The organism is Campylobacter sp. (genome assembly GCF_052169515.1).
GTDB lineage: Bacteria > Campylobacterota > Campylobacteria > Campylobacterales > Campylobacteraceae > Campylobacter_A.
In genome coordinates this window covers 1-18665 of the sequence record NZ_JBQNCH010000019.1, presented here as the reverse complement: position 1 = coordinate 18665, position 18665 = coordinate 1, and the positions used below count along the sequence as shown (strand labels likewise).

General features: G+C 37.2%; 15 protein-coding genes. 3 read left to right on the top strand and 12 right to left on the bottom strand.

Annotated elements, in window-relative coordinates:
* Positions 1-34 precede the first annotated feature (34 nt).
* From ACTTKV_RS07640 to ACTTKV_RS07630, 3 genes are read left to right on the top strand one after another with little or no spacing between them, the layout of a single operon-like run.
* Entirely contained in the window at positions 35-871 is an 837-nt protein-coding gene (locus ACTTKV_RS07640; protein ID WP_442549990.1) for a DUF234 domain-containing protein, read from the top strand.
* The gene (locus ACTTKV_RS07635; protein WP_442549989.1) at positions 868-1851 is read left to right on the top strand and encodes a sensor histidine kinase; all 984 of its coding nucleotides are present in this window, start codon (positions 868-870) and stop codon (positions 1849-1851) included. The genes ACTTKV_RS07640 and ACTTKV_RS07635 overlap by 4 nt, the downstream gene beginning before the upstream one ends.
* A 2-nt stretch (positions 1852-1853) precedes the next feature.
* On the top strand, positions 1854-2516 hold the full coding sequence (locus ACTTKV_RS07630) for a cysteine hydrolase family protein (RefSeq protein ID WP_442549988.1): 663 nt from the start codon (positions 1854-1856) through the stop codon (positions 2514-2516).
* Here ACTTKV_RS07630 and ACTTKV_RS07625 read toward each other — a convergent pair.
* From ACTTKV_RS07625 to ACTTKV_RS07570, 12 genes are all read right to left on the bottom strand, one after another.
* Positions 2513-3193 carry a DUF6882 domain-containing protein gene (locus ACTTKV_RS07625; protein ID WP_442549987.1) on the bottom strand — a complete coding sequence of 227 codons (681 nt, stop codon included), beginning with the start codon at positions 3191-3193 and terminating at the stop codon, positions 2513-2515. The genes ACTTKV_RS07630 and ACTTKV_RS07625 overlap by 4 nt on opposite strands.
* A gap of 15 nt (positions 3194-3208) precedes the next feature.
* Positions 3209-6820, bottom strand: a complete 3612-nt coding sequence (dnaE, locus tag ACTTKV_RS07620) for a DNA polymerase III subunit alpha (protein WP_442549986.1) — start codon at positions 6818-6820, stop codon at positions 3209-3211.
* A gap of 244 nt (positions 6821-7064) precedes the next feature.
* On the bottom strand, positions 7065-7916 hold the full coding sequence (locus ACTTKV_RS07615; protein ID WP_442549985.1) for a universal stress protein: 852 nt from the start codon (positions 7914-7916) through the stop codon (positions 7065-7067).
* Between the two features lie 18 nt (positions 7917-7934).
* Entirely contained in the window at positions 7935-10133 is a 2199-nt protein-coding gene (locus ACTTKV_RS07610) for a polyribonucleotide nucleotidyltransferase (protein WP_442549984.1), read from the bottom strand.
* The gene (locus ACTTKV_RS07605; RefSeq protein ID WP_442549983.1) at positions 10123-10821 is read right to left on the bottom strand and encodes a sodium:proton antiporter; all 699 of its coding nucleotides are present in this window, start codon (positions 10819-10821) and stop codon (positions 10123-10125) included. The genes ACTTKV_RS07610 and ACTTKV_RS07605 overlap by 11 nt, the downstream gene beginning before the upstream one ends.
* A 13-nt stretch (positions 10822-10834) precedes the next feature.
* Positions 10835-12997 (bottom strand): LPS-assembly protein LptD, encoded by a 2163-nt coding sequence (locus ACTTKV_RS07600; RefSeq protein WP_442549982.1) that lies wholly within the window; start codon positions 12995-12997, stop codon positions 10835-10837.
* Complete coding sequence (locus tag ACTTKV_RS07595) at positions 12990-13454, bottom strand: RDD family protein (RefSeq protein ID WP_442549981.1); 465 nt, start codon at positions 13452-13454, stop codon at positions 12990-12992. Before ACTTKV_RS07595 ends, ACTTKV_RS07600 begins: the two co-directional genes overlap by 8 nt.
* Complete coding sequence (purD, locus tag ACTTKV_RS07590) at positions 13436-14683, bottom strand: phosphoribosylamine--glycine ligase (RefSeq protein WP_442549980.1); 1248 nt, start codon at positions 14681-14683, stop codon at positions 13436-13438. Before purD ends, ACTTKV_RS07595 begins: the two co-directional genes overlap by 19 nt.
* 232 nt (positions 14684-14915) lie before the next feature.
* Positions 14916-15557, bottom strand: a complete 642-nt coding sequence (locus ACTTKV_RS07585) for a uroporphyrinogen-III synthase (RefSeq protein WP_442549979.1) — start codon at positions 15555-15557, stop codon at positions 14916-14918.
* Positions 15550-16710 (bottom strand): multidrug effflux MFS transporter, encoded by a 1161-nt coding sequence (locus tag ACTTKV_RS07580; protein WP_442549978.1) that lies wholly within the window; start codon positions 16708-16710, stop codon positions 15550-15552. The genes ACTTKV_RS07585 and ACTTKV_RS07580 overlap by 8 nt, the downstream gene beginning before the upstream one ends.
* A gap of 118 nt (positions 16711-16828) precedes the next feature.
* Entirely contained in the window at positions 16829-17473 is a 645-nt protein-coding gene (locus ACTTKV_RS07575) for a cupin domain-containing protein (RefSeq protein ID WP_442549977.1), read from the bottom strand.
* 563 nt (positions 17474-18036) lie between these two features.
* On the bottom strand, positions 18037-18665 hold a 629-nt coding region (locus tag ACTTKV_RS07570; RefSeq protein ID WP_442549976.1), incomplete at its 5' end, for a 3'-5' exonuclease.

Genomic DNA, 18665 nt, shown 5'->3' with positions numbered 1-18665 from the left:
CAATATAAAAGCTTTAAAATCAACATTTGAGCGAATGAAACACCTTGATATAAATGAACTTATTAAATTTCATCTCGTCTTTGATGAGTTTGATTTAAAGTACTCATATTATGATGTTTTTGAAGCAATTGAGGCTGAAATTTTAAACAACTTCTTAGCCTTGATGCCAAAATTTTACTTCGAATCCGACACAAACGATGCTATAAAATCTGCCCTCATAAAACTTACACGAAGCGATAGAAAAAAATTCAACGTACATAAAATTTTACCTCAAAGCCTAGCTAGCAAAGTCTATGCAAAACTTTTTGAAAAGAATTTTTTACTGGTTGAAAAAAGTAGAGAAGTACTTCCAAAAAGATCAAAAAATCAAATGCTAAAAAAAGAAGAAAGGGGCTATAAAGTTGAGGATAAAATACATTTTAATAGCCATTTTTCAAGGTTTTGGTTTAGATTTATTGAGCCAAATTTAAATTTACTAAAAGCTGGCAAAAATGATGAAATTTTAGCCATCATAAAAAAAGAATTTGACGAATATGCAAGCCTTGGATTTGAAATTTTATGCGGTGAGCTTATGGCAAAAAAATTTCTGATTAATGGCATATTTTTAAGTAGCTTTTGGAGCAAAAATATAGAGCTTGATATGCTATTAAATATAGGTGGCAAAATAATAGTCGGAGAGGCAAAATACAAAGAGAGAAAAGTTTGTAAAAACGTGCTAAATTTACTATTGAAAAAATGTGAAAAACTAAACATTAGGCCAGATATTATTGCTCTTTTTTCAAAGAGTGGATTTAGTAGCGAGCTAAGAAATCTAAAGGATGAGAGACTAAGGCTTTATGAAATTAGCGATTTTGAGGAACTTTTAAAATGAACGAACACGATATCCAAGCTGGCTTAAAAAGCCTGATAGAGCAGACTTATCTTATAGAAAACGAATATAAAAATTTAACATCATCTTACGCAAACTTGCAAAATTTCATTAAAGATATTGTAGAAATTTTGCCTAATGCTATCTGGGTATTAGATGAAAATGATGAGATTTTTTTACAAAACTCAGAAGCAGTAAGACTTAGTAAAATTTTTAAAGAGATACCAAAAAAAGAGGGCGAGATAAATGTAGATGGGCAGATTTATCTTTTTAAAACAAGCTCTAAAGACAATAAACTAATAATCTCTGCAACAAACATAACAGTAGAAAAACGCACCGAGCGTCTTGCCTCGATGGGTCAAGTAGCAGCTCACTTAGCCCATGAGATCAGAAATCCAGTAGGCTCTATCTCGCTTTTAGCTTCGACACTGCTTAAAAGAGCTGATGAGCGCATACAGCCTATCGTAAATCAAATACAAAAAGCTACATGGCGAGTCGAACGCATAATAAAAGCTACACTGCTTTTTACAAAAGGTCTTAATATAAATGCGCAAATTTTTGACTTTTCGCAGCTTAAAAAAGAGTGCGAAGAGGCTATAAATTTTTACGACTATTCAAAGGATATAAAATTTAACCTAGAATTTCCAGACGGCAAATATATGGGCGACCTTGATCTACTAGCCATTGTCTTTCAAAATATTTTATTTAACGCCATTGATGCCATCGAAGATAGTGAAGACGACGAAGGAGAGATCATTTTAAGCTATGAAAAAACACTAAGTGAGCATAAATTTATTGTCTATGATAGCGGTGAGCCCATCAAAGACAAAGCCATAGTTTTTGAGCCATTTAAAAGTAGCAAACTAAAAGGCAATGGCCTTGGTTTGCACCTTTGCTTGCAGATCGTGCAGGCTCACAAAGGCAGCATCGAGATCACACTAAACCCAAAAACATTTTGCATAAATTTACCAATTAAGGAGTGAAAATGGATATACAAAACGAGCTTGAGACATTTAAAAATTCTCTTCAGACACTTGATCTGAGAGAAATTTCAAATGATGGAGCAAAAAACGTTGCATTTATTTGCATAGATATGATAGAGGCTTTTGCTGGTAGCGGCGCACTCTCTAGTCAAAGGGTAGCTGCCTTATCAAAAGGGATCGCGGCACTTTTTGATAAAGCATGGAAAGATTTTGGCTTTAGAAATTTTATCCTTATAGAAGATAGGCACACCAGTGATTCAAAAGAATTTGAGACCTTTTTGCCACACGCAATGCTTGATACAAACGAGATAAAAACCGTAAAAGAGATAGAAAGTCTAAGCTTTTTTAAAGAAATCAAAGCATTTTATAAAAACTCTTTAAGTATTGCGTTCAATAAAGAATTTGAGAAATTTTTAGAAGAGCATCCGGAGCTAGACACATTTATAGTCACTGGAGACTGCACCGATATGTGCGTTTATCAATGTGTTAGCTATCTTAAGCTGCGAGCAAATGAATACAACAAAAAAGCAAGGGTTATCGTACCATTTGATCTAACACAAACATACGATATACCAGGACATAACGGCGACTTTTACCATGAGATGTTCTCTCTTCATATGAAGCTAGCACTAGGTGCTGATGTGGTAAAGAGCATTAAATTTTAAAGCTTACTTGAAATATTTATGAGCCTATTTAGCTCGTCAAATTTAAAGCTAAGCTCGTTTTTATTCGCTACGATCTCATTAGGACTTTCGCTAAATTTCATATCACAGCTTAGCAAAAGTCCTTTTACAAGGATTTTGTGATCTAGTTCGTAAGTGCTTAAACACTCATTTACTACGCTCAAAAGCTCATTTGCTAGCACTGGCTCTTCAAAGACTGCGTCTGATCTAAAAGCCACATACGCAGCTCCGCCCTCGTACTCTATCCTATAATAATTTTGCTCATCAAAAGCGGCGCAAGCAACCATGCTAATCGTGTGGCCATTAAAATTTTCATCTAGCTCAAATTGTGGCGTGCCAAATGCACTAAGTCCAAATTTCTCGCCAAACTCACGTGCTTTATTTGCAAGCTCGAGCAACCGATCATCAAAGCCATTTATATTTTCATAACCCCAAAGCCAAGTGTTTGACGAAAAACTTTCAGATCCGATAAACTGCATGTCAAAAGCACGCCCATCAAAGTAAATTTTACCACTATCAAAGTCGGCATCCCACTTGCTATCTTGCACCAAAAGCCTTAATATTCTCTTTTGAAGTAGCATTGATCTACCGATGCAAGCGCTTAAAAGCTCGTGCCAATTGCCTTTGTCAATGCCTAGTTCATCTAAAAAATCGACCATATATCATCCTTAAATTTAAGCCGAAGCTGCCAGCTTTTCTATCTCCTCGCCAACCTCATCAGTGACAATAAACTCCGTCTTGTAGATGAAAATTTGTCCTGTTGTATCATTTTTTATCTTCAAAATGAGCCTTTTTTGATTATTTGGAGCATTTTTAGTGTGGACAAGCATATAAATTTTCTCAAGCTTTTGCCTGCTAAGCTCACTAAGGCTCAAAAGTACTTCAAGCTCGGCGTATTCTCTTACTTTTTGAGGCGCACTCGTCTCTTCATTTTTACTAAATTTAGAGTTTTGTTTTAGTTTTCTGGTCTTAAAGTCTAGATTGCCGGCATCTTCCAGAGTATAAACTTCGTTTAAATTTGTCCTTACAAATTGATCGTCACGAGAGATATTTATCCTAAATGCGTAAGGCAAGTCTCGTTTTACCTCATCTTTTACGATATCTTCGATGTTGCCAAGCTCCCTTTCAAAGACGGCTATTTCAATATTTCCATGAAAGTCAAGCACGTTTATCGTACCCATTTTCTTACCACTTTTTGTTATCCTAGTAATAAAGTCTTCGATCTTACCAACAACTAAAATTTCTGCACTCTGTGGCAAACTCTCAAACTCTGAACTGATCGTATATTTGATCTTATTTATCTCCTCTTTATAATCATCAAGCGGATGCCCTGAAAGATATATACCAACGCTCTCTTGTTCAAATTTCAATATCTGTTTGACGTCAAATTCATCATTTATCGCAACAAAATTTATCTTCACATCATTCATACTCTCATCTTCGCCAAACAGGCTCTCAACCGCATTTTTGCGGATCTGAGCTGCACTTTTGCAAGCTTCTACGATGTTTTCAACATTTTGCATAAGCATCTTGCGGCTATGGCCAAATTCATCGAAGCAACCGGCCTTTATAAGGCTTTCAAAGACCTTTTTATTTACTTTAAATGGATCAGTTCTAGAAACAAAGTCATCCATATCTTTAAAATCGCCCTTTGCCTCTCTCTCGGCAATAATATTTTCGATCGCTGCTCCACCAACGCCTTTAATAGCACCAAGACCAAAAATAATGCCGTCATGATCCTCATTTTTCACGACGCTAAATTCCTTGCTTGATTTATTGATAGATGGCGGCAAGATATCGATATTTATGCGTTTTATCTCATCGATGTAGCGAACGATCTTATCGACATTGCCCTCTTCGCTCGTTAGAAGTGCTGCCATAAATTCGGCTGGATAATAAGCCTTTAAATATGCCGTCTGAAATGTGACATAGGCGTATGCTGCGGAGTGCGATTTGTTAAAGCCATATCCTGCAAATTTAACGATTAGTTCGAAAAGATCATCTGCTTTTTGTCCATCTAGTCCCTTTGCTTCAGCACCCTTTACAAATTCGCCCTTTAGCCTATCCATCTCCTCTTTGATCTTTTTACCCATCGCACGGCGCACAAGGTCAGCACCACCTAGGCTAAAGCCACCCACAGCCTGCACGATCTGCATAACCTGTTCTTGATAGACGATGACACCATATGTTGGTGCAAGGATCGGCTCAAGCTCCTTAAATGCATATGTGATCGCCGCTTCGCCATGTTTTCTCTTAACAAAGTCATCAAGCATACCACTTTCCATCGGTCCTGGGCGGTAGAGTGCTAGCATCGCTACGATATCCTCGAAGCAGTCTGGACGCAAGCTAGTTCCTAGCTTTCTCATGCCCTCACCCTCTATCTGGAAAATTCCTATCGCTTGACCGCTTTGTATCATCTTATAAACGCCAGAGTCGTTCTTGTCGATCTGCTCCCAAATGATATCTTTGCCAGTGCGTTGTTTTACGAGCTTGATCGCATTGTCGATAACTGTTAGCGTTTTTAGGCCGAGGAAGTCAAATTTTATAAGGTCCACGTCCTCAAGGTGTTTTAGGTTATACTGTGTGACGTAGCGATCTTCTGGGCTATTTGGTTGGCGAAATAGCGGAGTTTTGTTCCAAAGCTCTTCGTTTGAGATAACAACACCTGCTGCGTGCTGACCAGCGTTTCTATTTAATCCCTCAAGATCAAGCGCAAATTTCCAAATTTTAGCTGCCTTTGGATTTTGATTGATGAGCTCAGCTATCTTTGGCTCTTTTTCATAAGCATCTTTTAGCGTTATACCAAGCTCTTCTGGGATAAGCTTTGCCATCGCATCAGCCTCAGCATAAGGCATATCGCAGACCCTAGCAACATCTCTAATGACACCTTTTGCAAGTAATTTACCAAATGTAATAACGCCAGCAACGTTAAATTTGCCGTATTTTTGCGTAACATAGTCGATGATCTCACCGCGCCTACTCTGGCAAAAGTCCACGTCTATATCTGGCATGCTAACACGCTCTGGGTTTAGAAACCTCTCAAAAAGCAGGTTGTATGGTATAGGATCAAGATCGGTGATCTTTAGTGAGTATGCAACCAAACTACCAGCCGCGGATCCACGCCCTGGACCAACAGGCACACCCCTACTCTTAGCTTCGTTTATAAAATCCCAAACTATCATCATATAGCCTGGAAAGTTCATCCTATTTATGATATCTATCTCTATATCTAGGCGCTTTTTGTACTCTTCATGCAAATTTTCGGGTACAAATTTTAGCCTCTCATCAAGCCCTTTTCTACACTCATACTCAAAAAAGTACGCGTCATTTTTAAAGCTATATCTGTTTTCTGGCTCTGGAAGTGTTAAATTTCTCTCCTTAGCGTACTCTAGCGTGAATTTAAAATTTGGCGGTGTTGGATTGCCAAGCTTGATCTCAAGGTTGCACTTATTTACGATCTCTTGGGTATTTTCTATCACTTCTGGGATATCTAAAAAGAGCTCATTCATCTGCTCTTTGCTCTTTACAAAAAATTCATGGACGCTGTGGCGAAGGCGGTTTGGATCATCAAGTGTTTTGTTCATCGCGATACACATGAAAACCTCGTGTGCGTCAGCCCTTTCTTTAAAAGTATAGTGAGTGTCGTTTGTGGCTATGACTTTTATGCCAGTTTCTTTAGCGATCCGCAATATATCATCATCAATGCGTCTTTGATCGCCGATACCATGACGCATGATCTCAAGATAAAAGTCATCTCCAAAAATTTCTTTATACTCAAGTGCGACCTCTTTTGCTCTCTCGTAGCCCTTTGCCCCAAATTTCACGTTGCGATCGCTTAAATTTAAATGCCAGCTAACCTCACCCTGCAAGCAAGCAGAGCTACAAACTAGTCCCTCGCTGTGCTCTTTTAATATCTTTTTATTAATGCGAGGATAGTAGTAAAAACCCTCGATGTAACTCATAGAGCTAAGATACATCAAATTTTTATAGCCAATTTCATTTTTAGCAATCAAGATAAGGTGAAAGCGTTGTTTGGTGCTTTTGTCATCAAGCTCTTCGCCATTATGCACATAGGCTTCAATGCCAATTAGAGGCTTTACACCCTCTTTTTTCATCGTTTTGTAAAAATCAATCGCTCCAAACATATTGCCGTGATCGGTAATCGCCGCTGCTTTATCTCCGCGCTCATGAAGCATGTGAGCAAGCTCTTTTATCTTGTTTGCTCCATCAAGTAGTGAGTATTCGGTGTGTAAATGAAGATGTGTAAAGTCAGAATTTTCACTCATTTTTTATCCTTTTTAATGAGAGGATTTTACAAAATTTTGGCTAATAAGGTGCTTGATGAAAACTTAACGCGAGCTTTAAAAATATCTCTATCATGATATAAAGTAACTGCACAACGACTAATAAGATAACTGATAAATTTGCAGGATTTAATAAGCAAAAGAATCAGAAGGGCAAGAGACAAAATTTAAGGGATTAAATTTATAAGATTAAAAAGAGAAAGATCGCGGGCCAAGCCGCAATCTTTTATAAAAATACTGGAATGTTTGTGTGTTCCAAGAAAAATCTAGATGTACCGCCAAGCACCATCTCCATAAGACCATTTTCGCCGTATCTACCAGCTACGATTAGATCGGCATTTCTATCATTTGCCGCCTTTAATAGTGCCTCACCCGGTATCGTTGTGGTTGCTATGACATCAAATGTCGCAGATATACCATGGATTTTAAAGTACTCTTCAAGCTTTCTAAAATTTATCTCGGTATTTTCACCAAGGCTCGCTTTTGAAGTGATGCACTGAACACTTTTTGCCTTTTTCAAAAGATCAATAGCTCCTGTTAGAGCCCTTGCGTTTTGAGTAGTACCTGTCCAGCTCACAAGGATGTTATCAGCCTTAAAGTCACGCATCTTTCTAGGGATTACGATCGCATTTTTACCACTTTTTAAAACAGCAGCCTCGAATGTACCAGTGATCTTGCCATCAAGTGGTACAGCAGCCACAACAAGATCGCAAAATTTACTTTCTTGCTCCACTATAACACTTCTTTTGCCGCTATGGATCGTAAAATTTGCAGTGCAGACATCTTCAATGATCTCATTAGTCACCTTTATGCCAAGATCCGCACAAATTTTATTAAAAATTTTCTCATTTTCTTCGTGTTCAACAGCTAGCTCAGATTTGGCTGATTTTAGAAATTCTTCAAAAAGCACTCCTCCACGAAGCGTCATTTTCATGTTATAAACTACGCTTGGATCAAGTTGACAAGTCAAAATTTCCATGTGCGTATTAAACCATTGAGCAACCTTCAAAGCACCGTAAATTCTTGGCTCTATATCTTCTCCTGCTCCTATTGGGAAAAGCAACTTTTTATATTTCATCATCTATCCTTTAAAAATTTATTCAACCAAAGAGAGCGAAATTTTGTTACCTTTTTGCTCGCTCACACACACTTTTACCTGATCGCCTACGTTTAATGGGCTTTTGATCTTTGAGATATGTAAAAGACCGTCAATGCCATCTTTTAGCTCAATAAACACGCCAAAATCAACAACACTTTTTACAGTTCCTACAAACTCATCTCCGATATTGAAATTTGGCTTTGCTCGCTCCTTATCATGTTTAAATGGCTTTTTACCAAATGAACGCCCACTATCTCTTGAGGTTATAGAGATGATATAGTCTTTTGCAGCATCAACATTTTTCTTAGCTCCGCCTGCAATTTTAACTTCGCCTTTTTCTCTATCAAGATCGATTGAGACTTCAAATTTTTCTATAATCTCTTTTATAGTTTTTCCAGCTTGGCCGATGATATCTACGATCTTGCTTGGATCAACACTAAATAGCTCAAGCTTTGGAAGTACATCCTCATTTATTTCTATATTTTTATCAGCTTCTGTCATCAAAGATAAGATATGCTCTCTACCGCGTTTTGCTTGATAAAGTGCCTCTTTTAGCACCACAAGACTAATGCCGCCAAGTTTAATATCCATCTGAAGTGCTGTTATACCATCGCTTGTACCTGCTACTTTAAAATCCATATCGCCATCGTGATCTTCAAGACCCATGATGTCTGTTAATACCGCATGCTTATCGCCTTCAAATATTAGTCCCATAGCCACGCCAGCAACAAGTTTTTGCGTATTTACACCAGCAGCTCTAAGTGCGAGAGAGCCGCCGCAAACGCTAGCCATAGAGCTTGAACCGTTGCTTTCTAAAATTTCCGAAACAACCCTTATCGTATATGGAGAAGCCAAATCGATACTTGGAGCAAGGGCACGTTTGGCTAAATTTCCATGTCCTAGCTCACGTCTGCCGGGAGCTTTTAGTGGACTTGCCTCACCCACGCTAAAGCCTGGGAAATTGTAGTTAAACATAAACTTCTCCACAAAAGGCACTTTTTCAGTGAGGATGTCATACATTTGAGCGTCGCTGTCAGTACCAAGGGTAGCTACGACTAGAGCTTGAGTCTGTCCTCTTGTAAAGAGGCATGAGCCATGTGCATTTGGAAGCACATTTGTTTCGATACTAATAGGTCTAACCTCTTCAAGACCACGTCCATCGGCTCTAACGCCTTCATTTATTATCTGCTCTCTTACGATTTTCTTTTTATATTTGCCAAGGACATTTGTGATGACAGCCTCATCCCAGCCCTCTTTTTGAGCGACCTCATCGCTTGAAATTTGTTTCGCGATTTTGCTAAGTTCGCTCGCTCGCTCGCTTTTTGCCATTTGATTGATAGCATTTTTGACTTCAGCTTTATAAAATTTATCTATATAGATAGCAATATTTTCATTTTCTATCTCTGGTTTTAGCTCAAGTGCAGCATCTTCTTTTTTATGCTCTTTAAATGCTTCCTCGTAAGCGTTGCTAGCTCTTAATATCGCCTTACCAGCGAAATCAATCGCCTCAACCATCATATCTTCACTAAATTCGTTCATTAGTTGTTTTTGAGCCATGCTATCACTTAGGCTAGGATCTATCATCGGCTCAATCGCGACCATTGGAATAAGCTGTGTGGTTTGCTGAGGCAAGCTTCTCATTTCTATCATCAAAAGCTCATCTTTTGTTCCAGCAACGTATAGATCTATCGCGCTTTGTTTTAGTTCAGAGTTGCTTGGATTGATCACAAATTTTTCATCTATGTAGCCAACTCTCACGCCGCAAACTGGACGATTTACTGGGATGTCACTAAGGTAAAGAGCAACTGAAGCCGCGTTTAGTCCAACAACTTGCAAATCAACCTCAGGATCAGCCGAAAGCACCATCACAACAATTTGAGTTGGATATGCGTAACCTTTTGGAAAGAGTGGCCTAAGAGATCTATCGATGATGCGAGCTGTTAGCGTTTCAAAGTCACCTGGCTTTGTCTCACGCTTAACATATCCACCTGGAATTTTACCAGCCGCGTAAGCTTTTTCGATGTATTGCACCGTTAGAGGTAAAAAATCCTCCTCAACTTGTGTGTCCTCTCTGGCTACAGTTGCTAAAACGACGGTATTTTTTACCCTTAAAAGTACCGATCCACTAGCTTGTTTTGCTACTTTATTAAGGTCGAAAATTTCAACCTGATTATTGACTTCTATACTATATTGCATTATTTTTATCTCCTTGTTGTTTTTGTAACGGTAAATAATAAGGGCTATCTTCTAATATTGACATGATACGCTCACTAGCGGCTTCGATCTTTTTTTCGTAATACGAATCCACATCGATAAAATCAACAATCTTGTTTATTGTATAAATTTCATCAACCATATCATTTAAATTTGTAAAGACATCAGTGGCTATCACTGGTGTTGCGTATGAGATGGATTTCACCTTCACATCAAGCAATGTCTTTATACAAATGAGTGCTGTCATGCCAGTCTCACACCCCTCATCGATTAGTAAAATATTTTTATCTTTTAGCTCTCCTATCAAATTTCCTTTTCTGTATTTATAAACGTTTTTTAAAATTTTCTCTTCATATTTTCTGTGTGCTTCACCATAGATATAGTCGTAGCTTATACCAAAAGCTTTTATAAGTTCATCGTTTAAAACTATATCTTCAGTTTCGCTGACTATCGCAACGTCACACTCGCTGTTATTTGGTGCAGGTATTGGCTCGCTAAAGAGCATCTCATAACTTAAATTTAAACTTCTACAAACTGCATCTGTAAGTATAACTGAATCAAGCGACATACAGACAACTATAGTTTTTTTATCTACAAGCTCTTTTTTTGGCAAAATTTCAATTAGCTTACTAGCAGCATCTAATTGATCTTTAAATTTAACTATTGTCATTTACTTAGCCATTTTATTTACTACTTGTTGAAGTAGTGCTGCTTTGCGAAAAGTCATAGTGTAGACCACCCATTGGGTAAAAATTGATTGTAAAATAAATACCGTTTTTCCTAGTTGAAGCCGATCCATTTGTCGTTGTTGTTGGCTCAACATCTTGTTGATAAATTACCCCATAATTCCAGCATTTTCTTTGATGAAGCAAGCCCACTCTCCAGCTTTTTGTATAGCTTCGTTCGATATCATATTGCCAACCGCCAATCAAACTATATTGGCGTGGTAGTTTAATGCCGGTACTACTTGTAAAGTAACTATCTTTTGTTCCACTATTTTTTGCTTTGCTATCACTTTTTTTCATCGTGTGAAGCATATTTAACCAAAATAGATCATTTGTGTATGAAAGTCCGCTTTGTATCTTTTTAAGTTCCTTGCTTTCGTGCGAATACTCGAGCTTATTATAAAAAGTTAAATTTTCAAACGGGTAAAGATAGATTGCATTCTTTAAATTTGAATATGTATCGTCTTTTGTATAGTAACCCTGAGAGATGGTATGTTTTATAATCTTTCTTCCACTGGCATTGAAGAAATACTGAGTCAAATAACCAGAAACTTCCTCTTTGCTTTGCTCTTGAGCTAAGAAATTTTCATACTCATTTAGATCTTTATCATAGATAAACTCATCATCTAAATTCCCTTTTCTATATCCTGGTAGCAAGTATTCAGCACCAAAATTTAGAGTGTGATAAAAACTCTCATAAGCTTTTGCAAGATCAGTGTGAAGAGTAAATCTGTGATAGTTATTTATAAAATTTGCATGTTTATCTTCTCTTTTATCATCAAAGGCATTGATCTTATTTTCGTAATTTATCCTTGATGCATAAAGATACTCATAAAATGAAAATGTCAAACTATCATCAAAAAGTGGCACATGCACCGAAGCTGGTAATATAAACTCGTACTGCGTCGCTCTTACGCCGATCTTTCTATCATATCTATGTGACTGAAGGTCAAGCGAATACAAAATATTTGGCAAAAATAGATCGTTTGTAAATTTATGATACTGAAGCGATGGAAGCTCTTGAAGCGTATCTTTGTTCTCGTTTTTTGAACCAATCTTTTCGGTGTCTATGTAATATTTTGCATAAGCACCAAAGTAGTGATCGTCATTTGCGATAAAGTAGTTAAATTTAGAAGTGACAAGCGAATCATAATCATCATCCCTGCCTTTTAAATTTAAATAATCTATATCATTTAGCTTTGTAGCATCGATCCACAGACCCTCCTGCAAATCAGCCTCACTTAGATATTTGATAAGTTTATCTCTTTCGTATTTTAGTTCAACACCTTTATGAGCTTTATTTTTTAGCTCAGCACTATTTGAAGTCTTGCTTGTCTGCTTGTCACGATATCTTTGCTTATCACTAAAAGTACCAAAACTGATCTGGCCTCTAGAATCTGGTGACTCAGTAAATCTAAACGATCCGTAAATTCCAGCTCCCCTACTCGTTCTGATCTGCGGATCAAGCTCAAAGTCCCACTCATTATAAGGAGCAAAATACACTGGCTGTCTATAATAAAAGCCCTCTGATTTACTATATCCTAGATCAGGTGGTAAAAGACCTGTTCTTCTTGTAGTATCGGTAGAAAAACCAAAATATGGTAAGTAAAAAACCGGCACATTTGCTATGTAAAAGACTGGGTTAAAAAGATGTAAAAATTTGCTCTCTTTGTTTAACATGGCAGTACTTGAAGTAATGCTCCAATCTGGATCTTGAACATTGCAGCTTGAAACCATCGCTTTTTTAACTCTATAATACTCACTATCAGAGCTGCTCTCATCGCTTCTCATCCACACTTCCATATCCTTGTTCATCATAAAAAGCGATTCAAAGGTGCTGTCGTTATTTTTTAAATTTAGCTTTGCATAGTTCGAGCGAGAGACTTCACTCTTACCCTTCATCATATTGACATTTCCAAAAAGCTCTATAACTGAGTTATTTTGATCATACACAGCACAATCAGCTGTCACAAGATAATCTTGAGAGTAGACAACAACATTTTTATTAGCTGTAACGATGCCTTTATCTTGCTTCACATCATCAGCCAAAAGCTGCACATCTTGCACACCTGCACTTAAGCTCAAAACAAAAATTGGAATTAAAAATAAAATTTTACGCATTTACCACCACTGTTCTTGCTATTTTGTCTTGCCAAGTTTGCCTTGCTGGATTTGCTAAAGCCCATGCAAAGCCAAGATACATGCAAGCTTCACTAGCCGATCTAAAAACCGCCCTTACTAGACTTGAAACTAAATTTGGCTTATCTAAAATATCTATATTAATACATGTTATTTTTGTTATCATCTGTCCAGGACTCGCACCATAATACCAAACAAAAAATGTATGATAAACAACCTTTAGTGTAATTATTTGCCAAAAGAAATTTAAAGTTAAATTTCTAGCCTCATCATAGGTTGTAATTGACAGGAAAGCATTCCAGTAAATGATCAAAAACAAAAAAGTAACGATAATTTCATCAATTGAATAGGCTAGCACTCTTTTTGTAAACGGTGCTAGTGAAATTTCTTCTTTTTCAAGCTTTTCAAATATCTGCATGCTCATTTTAAAGCCTGCCACGCGATATCTTTTCTATAGTGTGCTCCATCAAATTTTACATTTTCGCAAAGCTCATAGGCCTTATCACGCGCCTCTTTTATACTCTTTGCAGTCGCTACGCAGACCAGTATTCTACCACCATCTGCGTAAATTTCTCCGCTCTCTTTGCTAACTCCTGCGTAAGCTATATGAGCATCTTTTACATCATTTAAAACTGAAATTCTAGCCTTTGGACTGCTTTTATACGGATAGTCTTTGCTAGACATCACCACTCCAACTGCAAATTCATCTTTTAATCTTATGGGCTTTAGCTCACCTTTTGCAGCATTTAGTAAAATTTCACTCAGATCCCCGTCTATTAACGGCATCAAGACCTCGCACTCAGGATCGCCAAATCTCACGTTAAACTCAAGCACATAAGGCTCATTTTTCACGATCATCAGCCCCACAAAAAGCACTCCACAAAACGGATTTCCCTCGTTTTTCATCCCTTTTAGTGTAGGTTTTACCACCTCTTCTTCGACCCTTTTTATCAGTTCTTTTGAAGCTAATGGACTTGGAGCATACGCACCCATGCCGCCAGTATTTGGGCCCTCGTCGTTATCAAGCAAGCGTTTGTGGTCTTGTGCCACTGGTAAGCTTACGAAATTTTCGCCATCGCAAATAGCGAAAAAGCTAAGCTCAAAGCCATCTAAAAACTCTTCAACCACCAAAAATTTACCAGCATCACCAAAGCTAGCCCCACTTAGCATGTCACTAACTGCCTCTTTGGCCTCTTCTTTAGAATTTGCGATGATCACGCCTTTTCCAGCGCAGAGTCCATCAGCTTTTACAACCATTGGCACGCTTAGAGTATCGATAAATTTAAATGCTTTTTCTTTGTCATCTGTGTTTAAATATTTTGCAGTTTTTATATTATTTCTAGCTAAAAAGTCCTTCATATAAGCCTTACTAGCCTCTAGCCTGGCTGCTGCTTTGCTTGGTCCAAAGATGAGCAAGCCCTCTTCTTTAAAGATATCCACCACTCCCTCGCTAAGCGGCGCTTCAGGTCCCACGATCGTTAGTGCAATATCGTTTTTCTTGGCAAATATAGCTAGCTCACGAAAATCTTTTATATCTAAATTTTCGCCAAGACGTGAAGTAGCACCATTTCCAGGTGCAAAGTATAAATTTATATCATTTTTTTCACTTTTTAGCTTAAGAGCAATGGCGTATTCGCGGCCGCCACTTCCTATTATGAGAATATTCATATTATCTCCAGAATTTTAAAAACCCGAGTGGGCGTCGCATAGAAGAGTGGCCCATAAACAAAGCCAATCTTGCAAATAGATGGATGCCAAAAGGTTGCAACTTCTCGCTGGTTAAGGCTCAAACGAAGCCACATCACAAGGCACCCATACCTTTTCGCTAACAAAAAAGTGTTGGACCCCGTAAAATGCTGACTCGCTTCACTCAGGCTTAGAAATTATATAAATTTTTTGCTTAAAGTAACGTTTTGGCAAGTGCGATACAAGCGTTTATATCTTGGTTTTGGCTTACTATCGGCTTAGTAAAATTTAGAGCTTTTGCAGTTACCTTTCCGATGCTTATCGTCTGATAGCTCTCATCCCAGCCAAAATTACTAAGAAAATTTCTCACGTTTATAGGAGATGCAAATATTAAAATACTGCCCTTTGGTGGTTTTAGCTCCATTTTGCAAGGGTTTAAGACATTTTCATAAGCGATGATAGCCTTTATATTTACTCCGCCATCTTGCAAAATTTCTAAGAAATTTGAAGCACTGTCTTTACCTTTTAGATAAAGCACCTTTTTGCCTTTTAAAAGCGGCAAAATTTCTCTTGCAAAGTCATCACCGTGAGCATTTTGCCCAGTGTAAATTTGAGTAAAGCCAAGCCCTTTTGCAGCTGCCGCACAGCCACTTGCTATGGCAAAAACTGGTAAAATTTTTAGAGCGCTGATCCCATTAAATTCTAAAGCGTTAAAGGCATTTTTAGAGGTTGCTACAAGCAGGTCAAAATCATCTAAATTTACATCAAATTTTAAAAACTCAATCCTACTAACACTTAAATTTACAACGCTCTCATCAGCCGTTTTTGTGTTTGAGACAAGATAAATTTTACGCAACTCTTTTTAACCTCATAAATGATGTAAAAGCAAGCAACGTGCAGGCCAAAATGACAATAGATGTCGAGTAAAATATATCTCCAAGCCCAACCAGTGGCGAGACGACGCCGCCTAAGAAAAATGGGCAAAATCCAAGCACCGCCGAAGCCGAGCCCGCGTATTCTCTTCCCTCATTCATCGCTAGTGAGGAGGCTGTTGGCAGGATAAATCCCATAAAAAGCAGCAGCAAGAAAAATGCAATGATAACGCCGACCACTTCAAATTTAAAGCAAAGCATGAATGCTATAAAAATACTTGCAAACAAAATACCAAATACGCCTGTTTTTAAGGCTTTTCGCTCGTTTAGAAGGCTCGCAAGCCTAGCTCCTATGACTATGCCTAGACCATTTGCCGCAAAACAGAAACTATAACTTACTGGGCTTAGCGAGTAAAAATCCTGAAATATAAATGACGATGCCGCAATATAGGCAAACATCGCGCCCATAGTAAATGTCTGGATTGCGATAAAAAGCATAAATTTCTTTTTTCTTAAAATTTTGCCAAAGACGCTGTAAGTCTGAAGCAAAGGCACTTTTAGGCGATCTCGCTGGCTTAGACTCTCTTTGAAGTAGAAATTTGCGATAAATAGCACAATGCCAATGAGAGTTAGCGCCAAGAAAATGCCACGCCAGTCGGTAAATTTAAGCAGCAAACTACCGCCTATTGGCGAAAGTATCGGAGCAAGGCCGTTTATAACCATCATCAGACTAAAAAATTTAGTCATCTCATGGCCCTTATAAAGGTCGCTCACGACGGCTCTTGAGATGACAAGACTACCCGCACTTGCTAACCCTTGTATGATACGCATAAAGATAAAAAACTGGATATTTTGTGCAAAAAATATAAAAACTGTGCTTATCGTATAGACGATGAGCGAGATGGTAAGTGGCAGTTTTCGGCCAAATTTATCACTTATTGGTCCAATGATGAGCTGTCCGATCGCAAGTCCTGCCATCGAAGTAGTTATCGTTAACTGTGTGGCTGAAACACTTGTGCTAAACCACTCAGTTATAGCTGGGAGTGCCGGTAGATAAAGGTCCGTCACAAATGGGCCAAAAGCTGAAAGCGCACCCAAAAATAACAGCAAAAATATCTTCGAATTTTCTTTTCTCATCGCTCTTCTTTTTTAAAAACGATTATATTATGGCTTTGCTTTTTTGATTATTAAAGGTAAATTTAAAGTTAAATTTGTAGTTTTTGATAGATAAAAAGCCCTAAAATAGGGCTTATTTTTACATTTTGTCTTTTGTGACGATAAGAAGCATTTTAAATTTATCTTTCACTTTTAGACCGTGTGGGATCTTGCCTGGAAGCACAATACTATCGCCCTTTACTAGATGAAAGCTCTCATCAGCTATTTTCAAATCAAGCTCACCATCAAGCGCGATAAGTAGCGCATCGCCTGGTGCTGCGTGGGTCGAGAGCTCTTGGTCTTTGTCAAAACTAAGCAGTGACATCGAGCCATTCTCATTTTTAACTAGCGTCTTGCTAACTATCTTGCCACTCTCGTAGCTAACAGCATCTGCGAGGCAAAAAATACTCGCTTTGTCTAAATGGTCTATCATAACATTCTCCTTAAAATCTATTAGTAAATATTTTGTTTTCTTTGTAAATGTGAGTTTTCTCCAGGTTTTTGCCTCGATAAGGCAGGCTTCGTCGCGCCCAAGCTTCATCTGCTTTTCGCCGTATTCAAGCTGCGCTTCACCATCTATCACCCAGGCAAGGCTGTCTATAAAAAGCATCTCGTGATCTAGCTCCTCACCCTCGTCAAATGCGTATATATCAACGCTTGCATTTTTATTTTGAAAGAGCCTTTTGCTAACGACGCTTTTTTCTACTATCTTTGTATCTTTGTCTAGATTATAAATTTGACTCATTTGATATCCTTTTTTGCAAAATTATAAAAGATTAAGAGCTAAATTTCATTGACCAATGTTAATAAAAGAGAAAAAATATCCCAATTAAAAATTAAGAGCATAAGAGAAGTCCCCTTTATAAAAAACTCTATAAAAGGATTTTGTGTTTATTTCCACTCTTCATATAAATTTACTTATTGCAGAATGAGTATTTCCAAGGCTTTTATTTGTATCCATTATATATTTCCATCGTTTTATAGGTACTTTTTAAGTAAAATACTTCAAACTACTTCAAGTTTATAATCTTCTATCAATAAAACAGTTTGCTTTAACAGACACTTATATCAATTTTTATTCAACCATTTTTCTAACCACGGCAAAATCGTATGTTATTTCACAACCATTATTCTCACAAGCAATCATCGCTCCATCAATTATCTTTTGAAAATTTTGCTCCACTGAGAATAATCAAATGGTGCAACGAGTTTTACCTTTCAATATTCGATTCCATCTTCTATAATATACTTAATGTCTTCGAATTTCTTATATCCTTTTGTTTTGGGTTTAGCATAATGAGGCTCCTCTTAATCAACGGAAGAAATATCCATAACATTTTCTTCTCCAAAAAACTCTTTTGCTTTCCCTAATATGTCAGAATCATTAGTAGACATATATATTATTAAATCCTTTTTTGCTCTCGTTATACATACATAAAATAATTTTTTAGTTCTTAGCTGAACATTGGAATTTGAAGATCCCTTTCCAAATAATGTATTAAAATCATATTTATTCCAATCAGATTCTAATACAAGAAGTACATTGTCATATTCACTACCCTTAACACTATGTTGAGTACAAATTGGTGAAAATTCTTTTAAATATAAAACACTTTTTCTATATTGATTAAATGTTATCTTTTTTATTCTCTCCCATAAATAAAACCCTTTATTTAAAATATAATCACTGAATAATTCATCTTCTTTGAGCAACCCTTTTACTTCCGCAAATTTTAAAACATCTTCTATCGTTTTATTATCTTCACTTACAAGATAATCAATGGCTTGCTTAAGGCAAATCTTATCATTCCTATTATGAATAGAAAACTTTGTTATTCGTAAAAAATCATTAAATTTATTAGCCTCATATAATTCAATAATCTCCTCTAATATATCTAATCTGCGTAAAATCCTATCTCTATAAGAATTAGCTTCAT

Excerpts from the sequence above, each read along its gene's own strand:
- ACTTKV_RS07640 (WP_442549990.1), top strand. The coding sequence starts at position 35 with ATGAAACACCTTGATATAAATGAACTTATTAAATTTCATCTCGTCTTT.
- ACTTKV_RS07610 (WP_442549984.1), bottom strand. The coding sequence starts at position 10,133 with ATGCAATATAGTATAGAAGTCAATAATCAGGTTGAAATTTTCGACCTT.
- ACTTKV_RS07630 (WP_442549988.1), top strand. The coding sequence starts at position 1,854 with ATGGATATACAAAACGAGCTTGAGACATTTAAAAATTCTCTTCAGACA.
- ACTTKV_RS07635 (WP_442549989.1), top strand. The coding sequence starts at position 868 with ATGAACGAACACGATATCCAAGCTGGCTTAAAAAGCCTGATAGAGCAG.
- ACTTKV_RS07605 (WP_442549983.1), bottom strand. The coding sequence starts at position 10,821 with ATGACAATAGTTAAATTTAAAGATCAATTAGATGCTGCTAGTAAGCTA.
- dnaE (WP_442549986.1), bottom strand. The coding sequence starts at position 6,820 with ATGAGTGAAAATTCTGACTTTACACATCTTCATTTACACACCGAATAC.
- ACTTKV_RS07615 (WP_442549985.1), bottom strand. The coding sequence starts at position 7,916 with ATGAAATATAAAAAGTTGCTTTTCCCAATAGGAGCAGGAGAAGATATA.
- ACTTKV_RS07600 (WP_442549982.1), bottom strand. The coding sequence starts at position 12,997 with ATGCGTAAAATTTTATTTTTAATTCCAATTTTTGTTTTGAGCTTAAGT.
- ACTTKV_RS07575 (WP_442549977.1), bottom strand. The coding sequence starts at position 17,473 with ATGAGTCAAATTTATAATCTAGACAAAGATACAAAGATAGTAGAAAAA.
- ACTTKV_RS07625 (WP_442549987.1), bottom strand. The coding sequence starts at position 3,193 with ATGGTCGATTTTTTAGATGAACTAGGCATTGACAAAGGCAATTGGCAC.
- ACTTKV_RS07580 (WP_442549978.1), bottom strand. The coding sequence starts at position 16,710 with ATGAGAAAAGAAAATTCGAAGATATTTTTGCTGTTATTTTTGGGTGCG.
- purD (WP_442549980.1), bottom strand. The coding sequence starts at position 14,683 with ATGAATATTCTCATAATAGGAAGTGGCGGCCGCGAATACGCCATTGCT.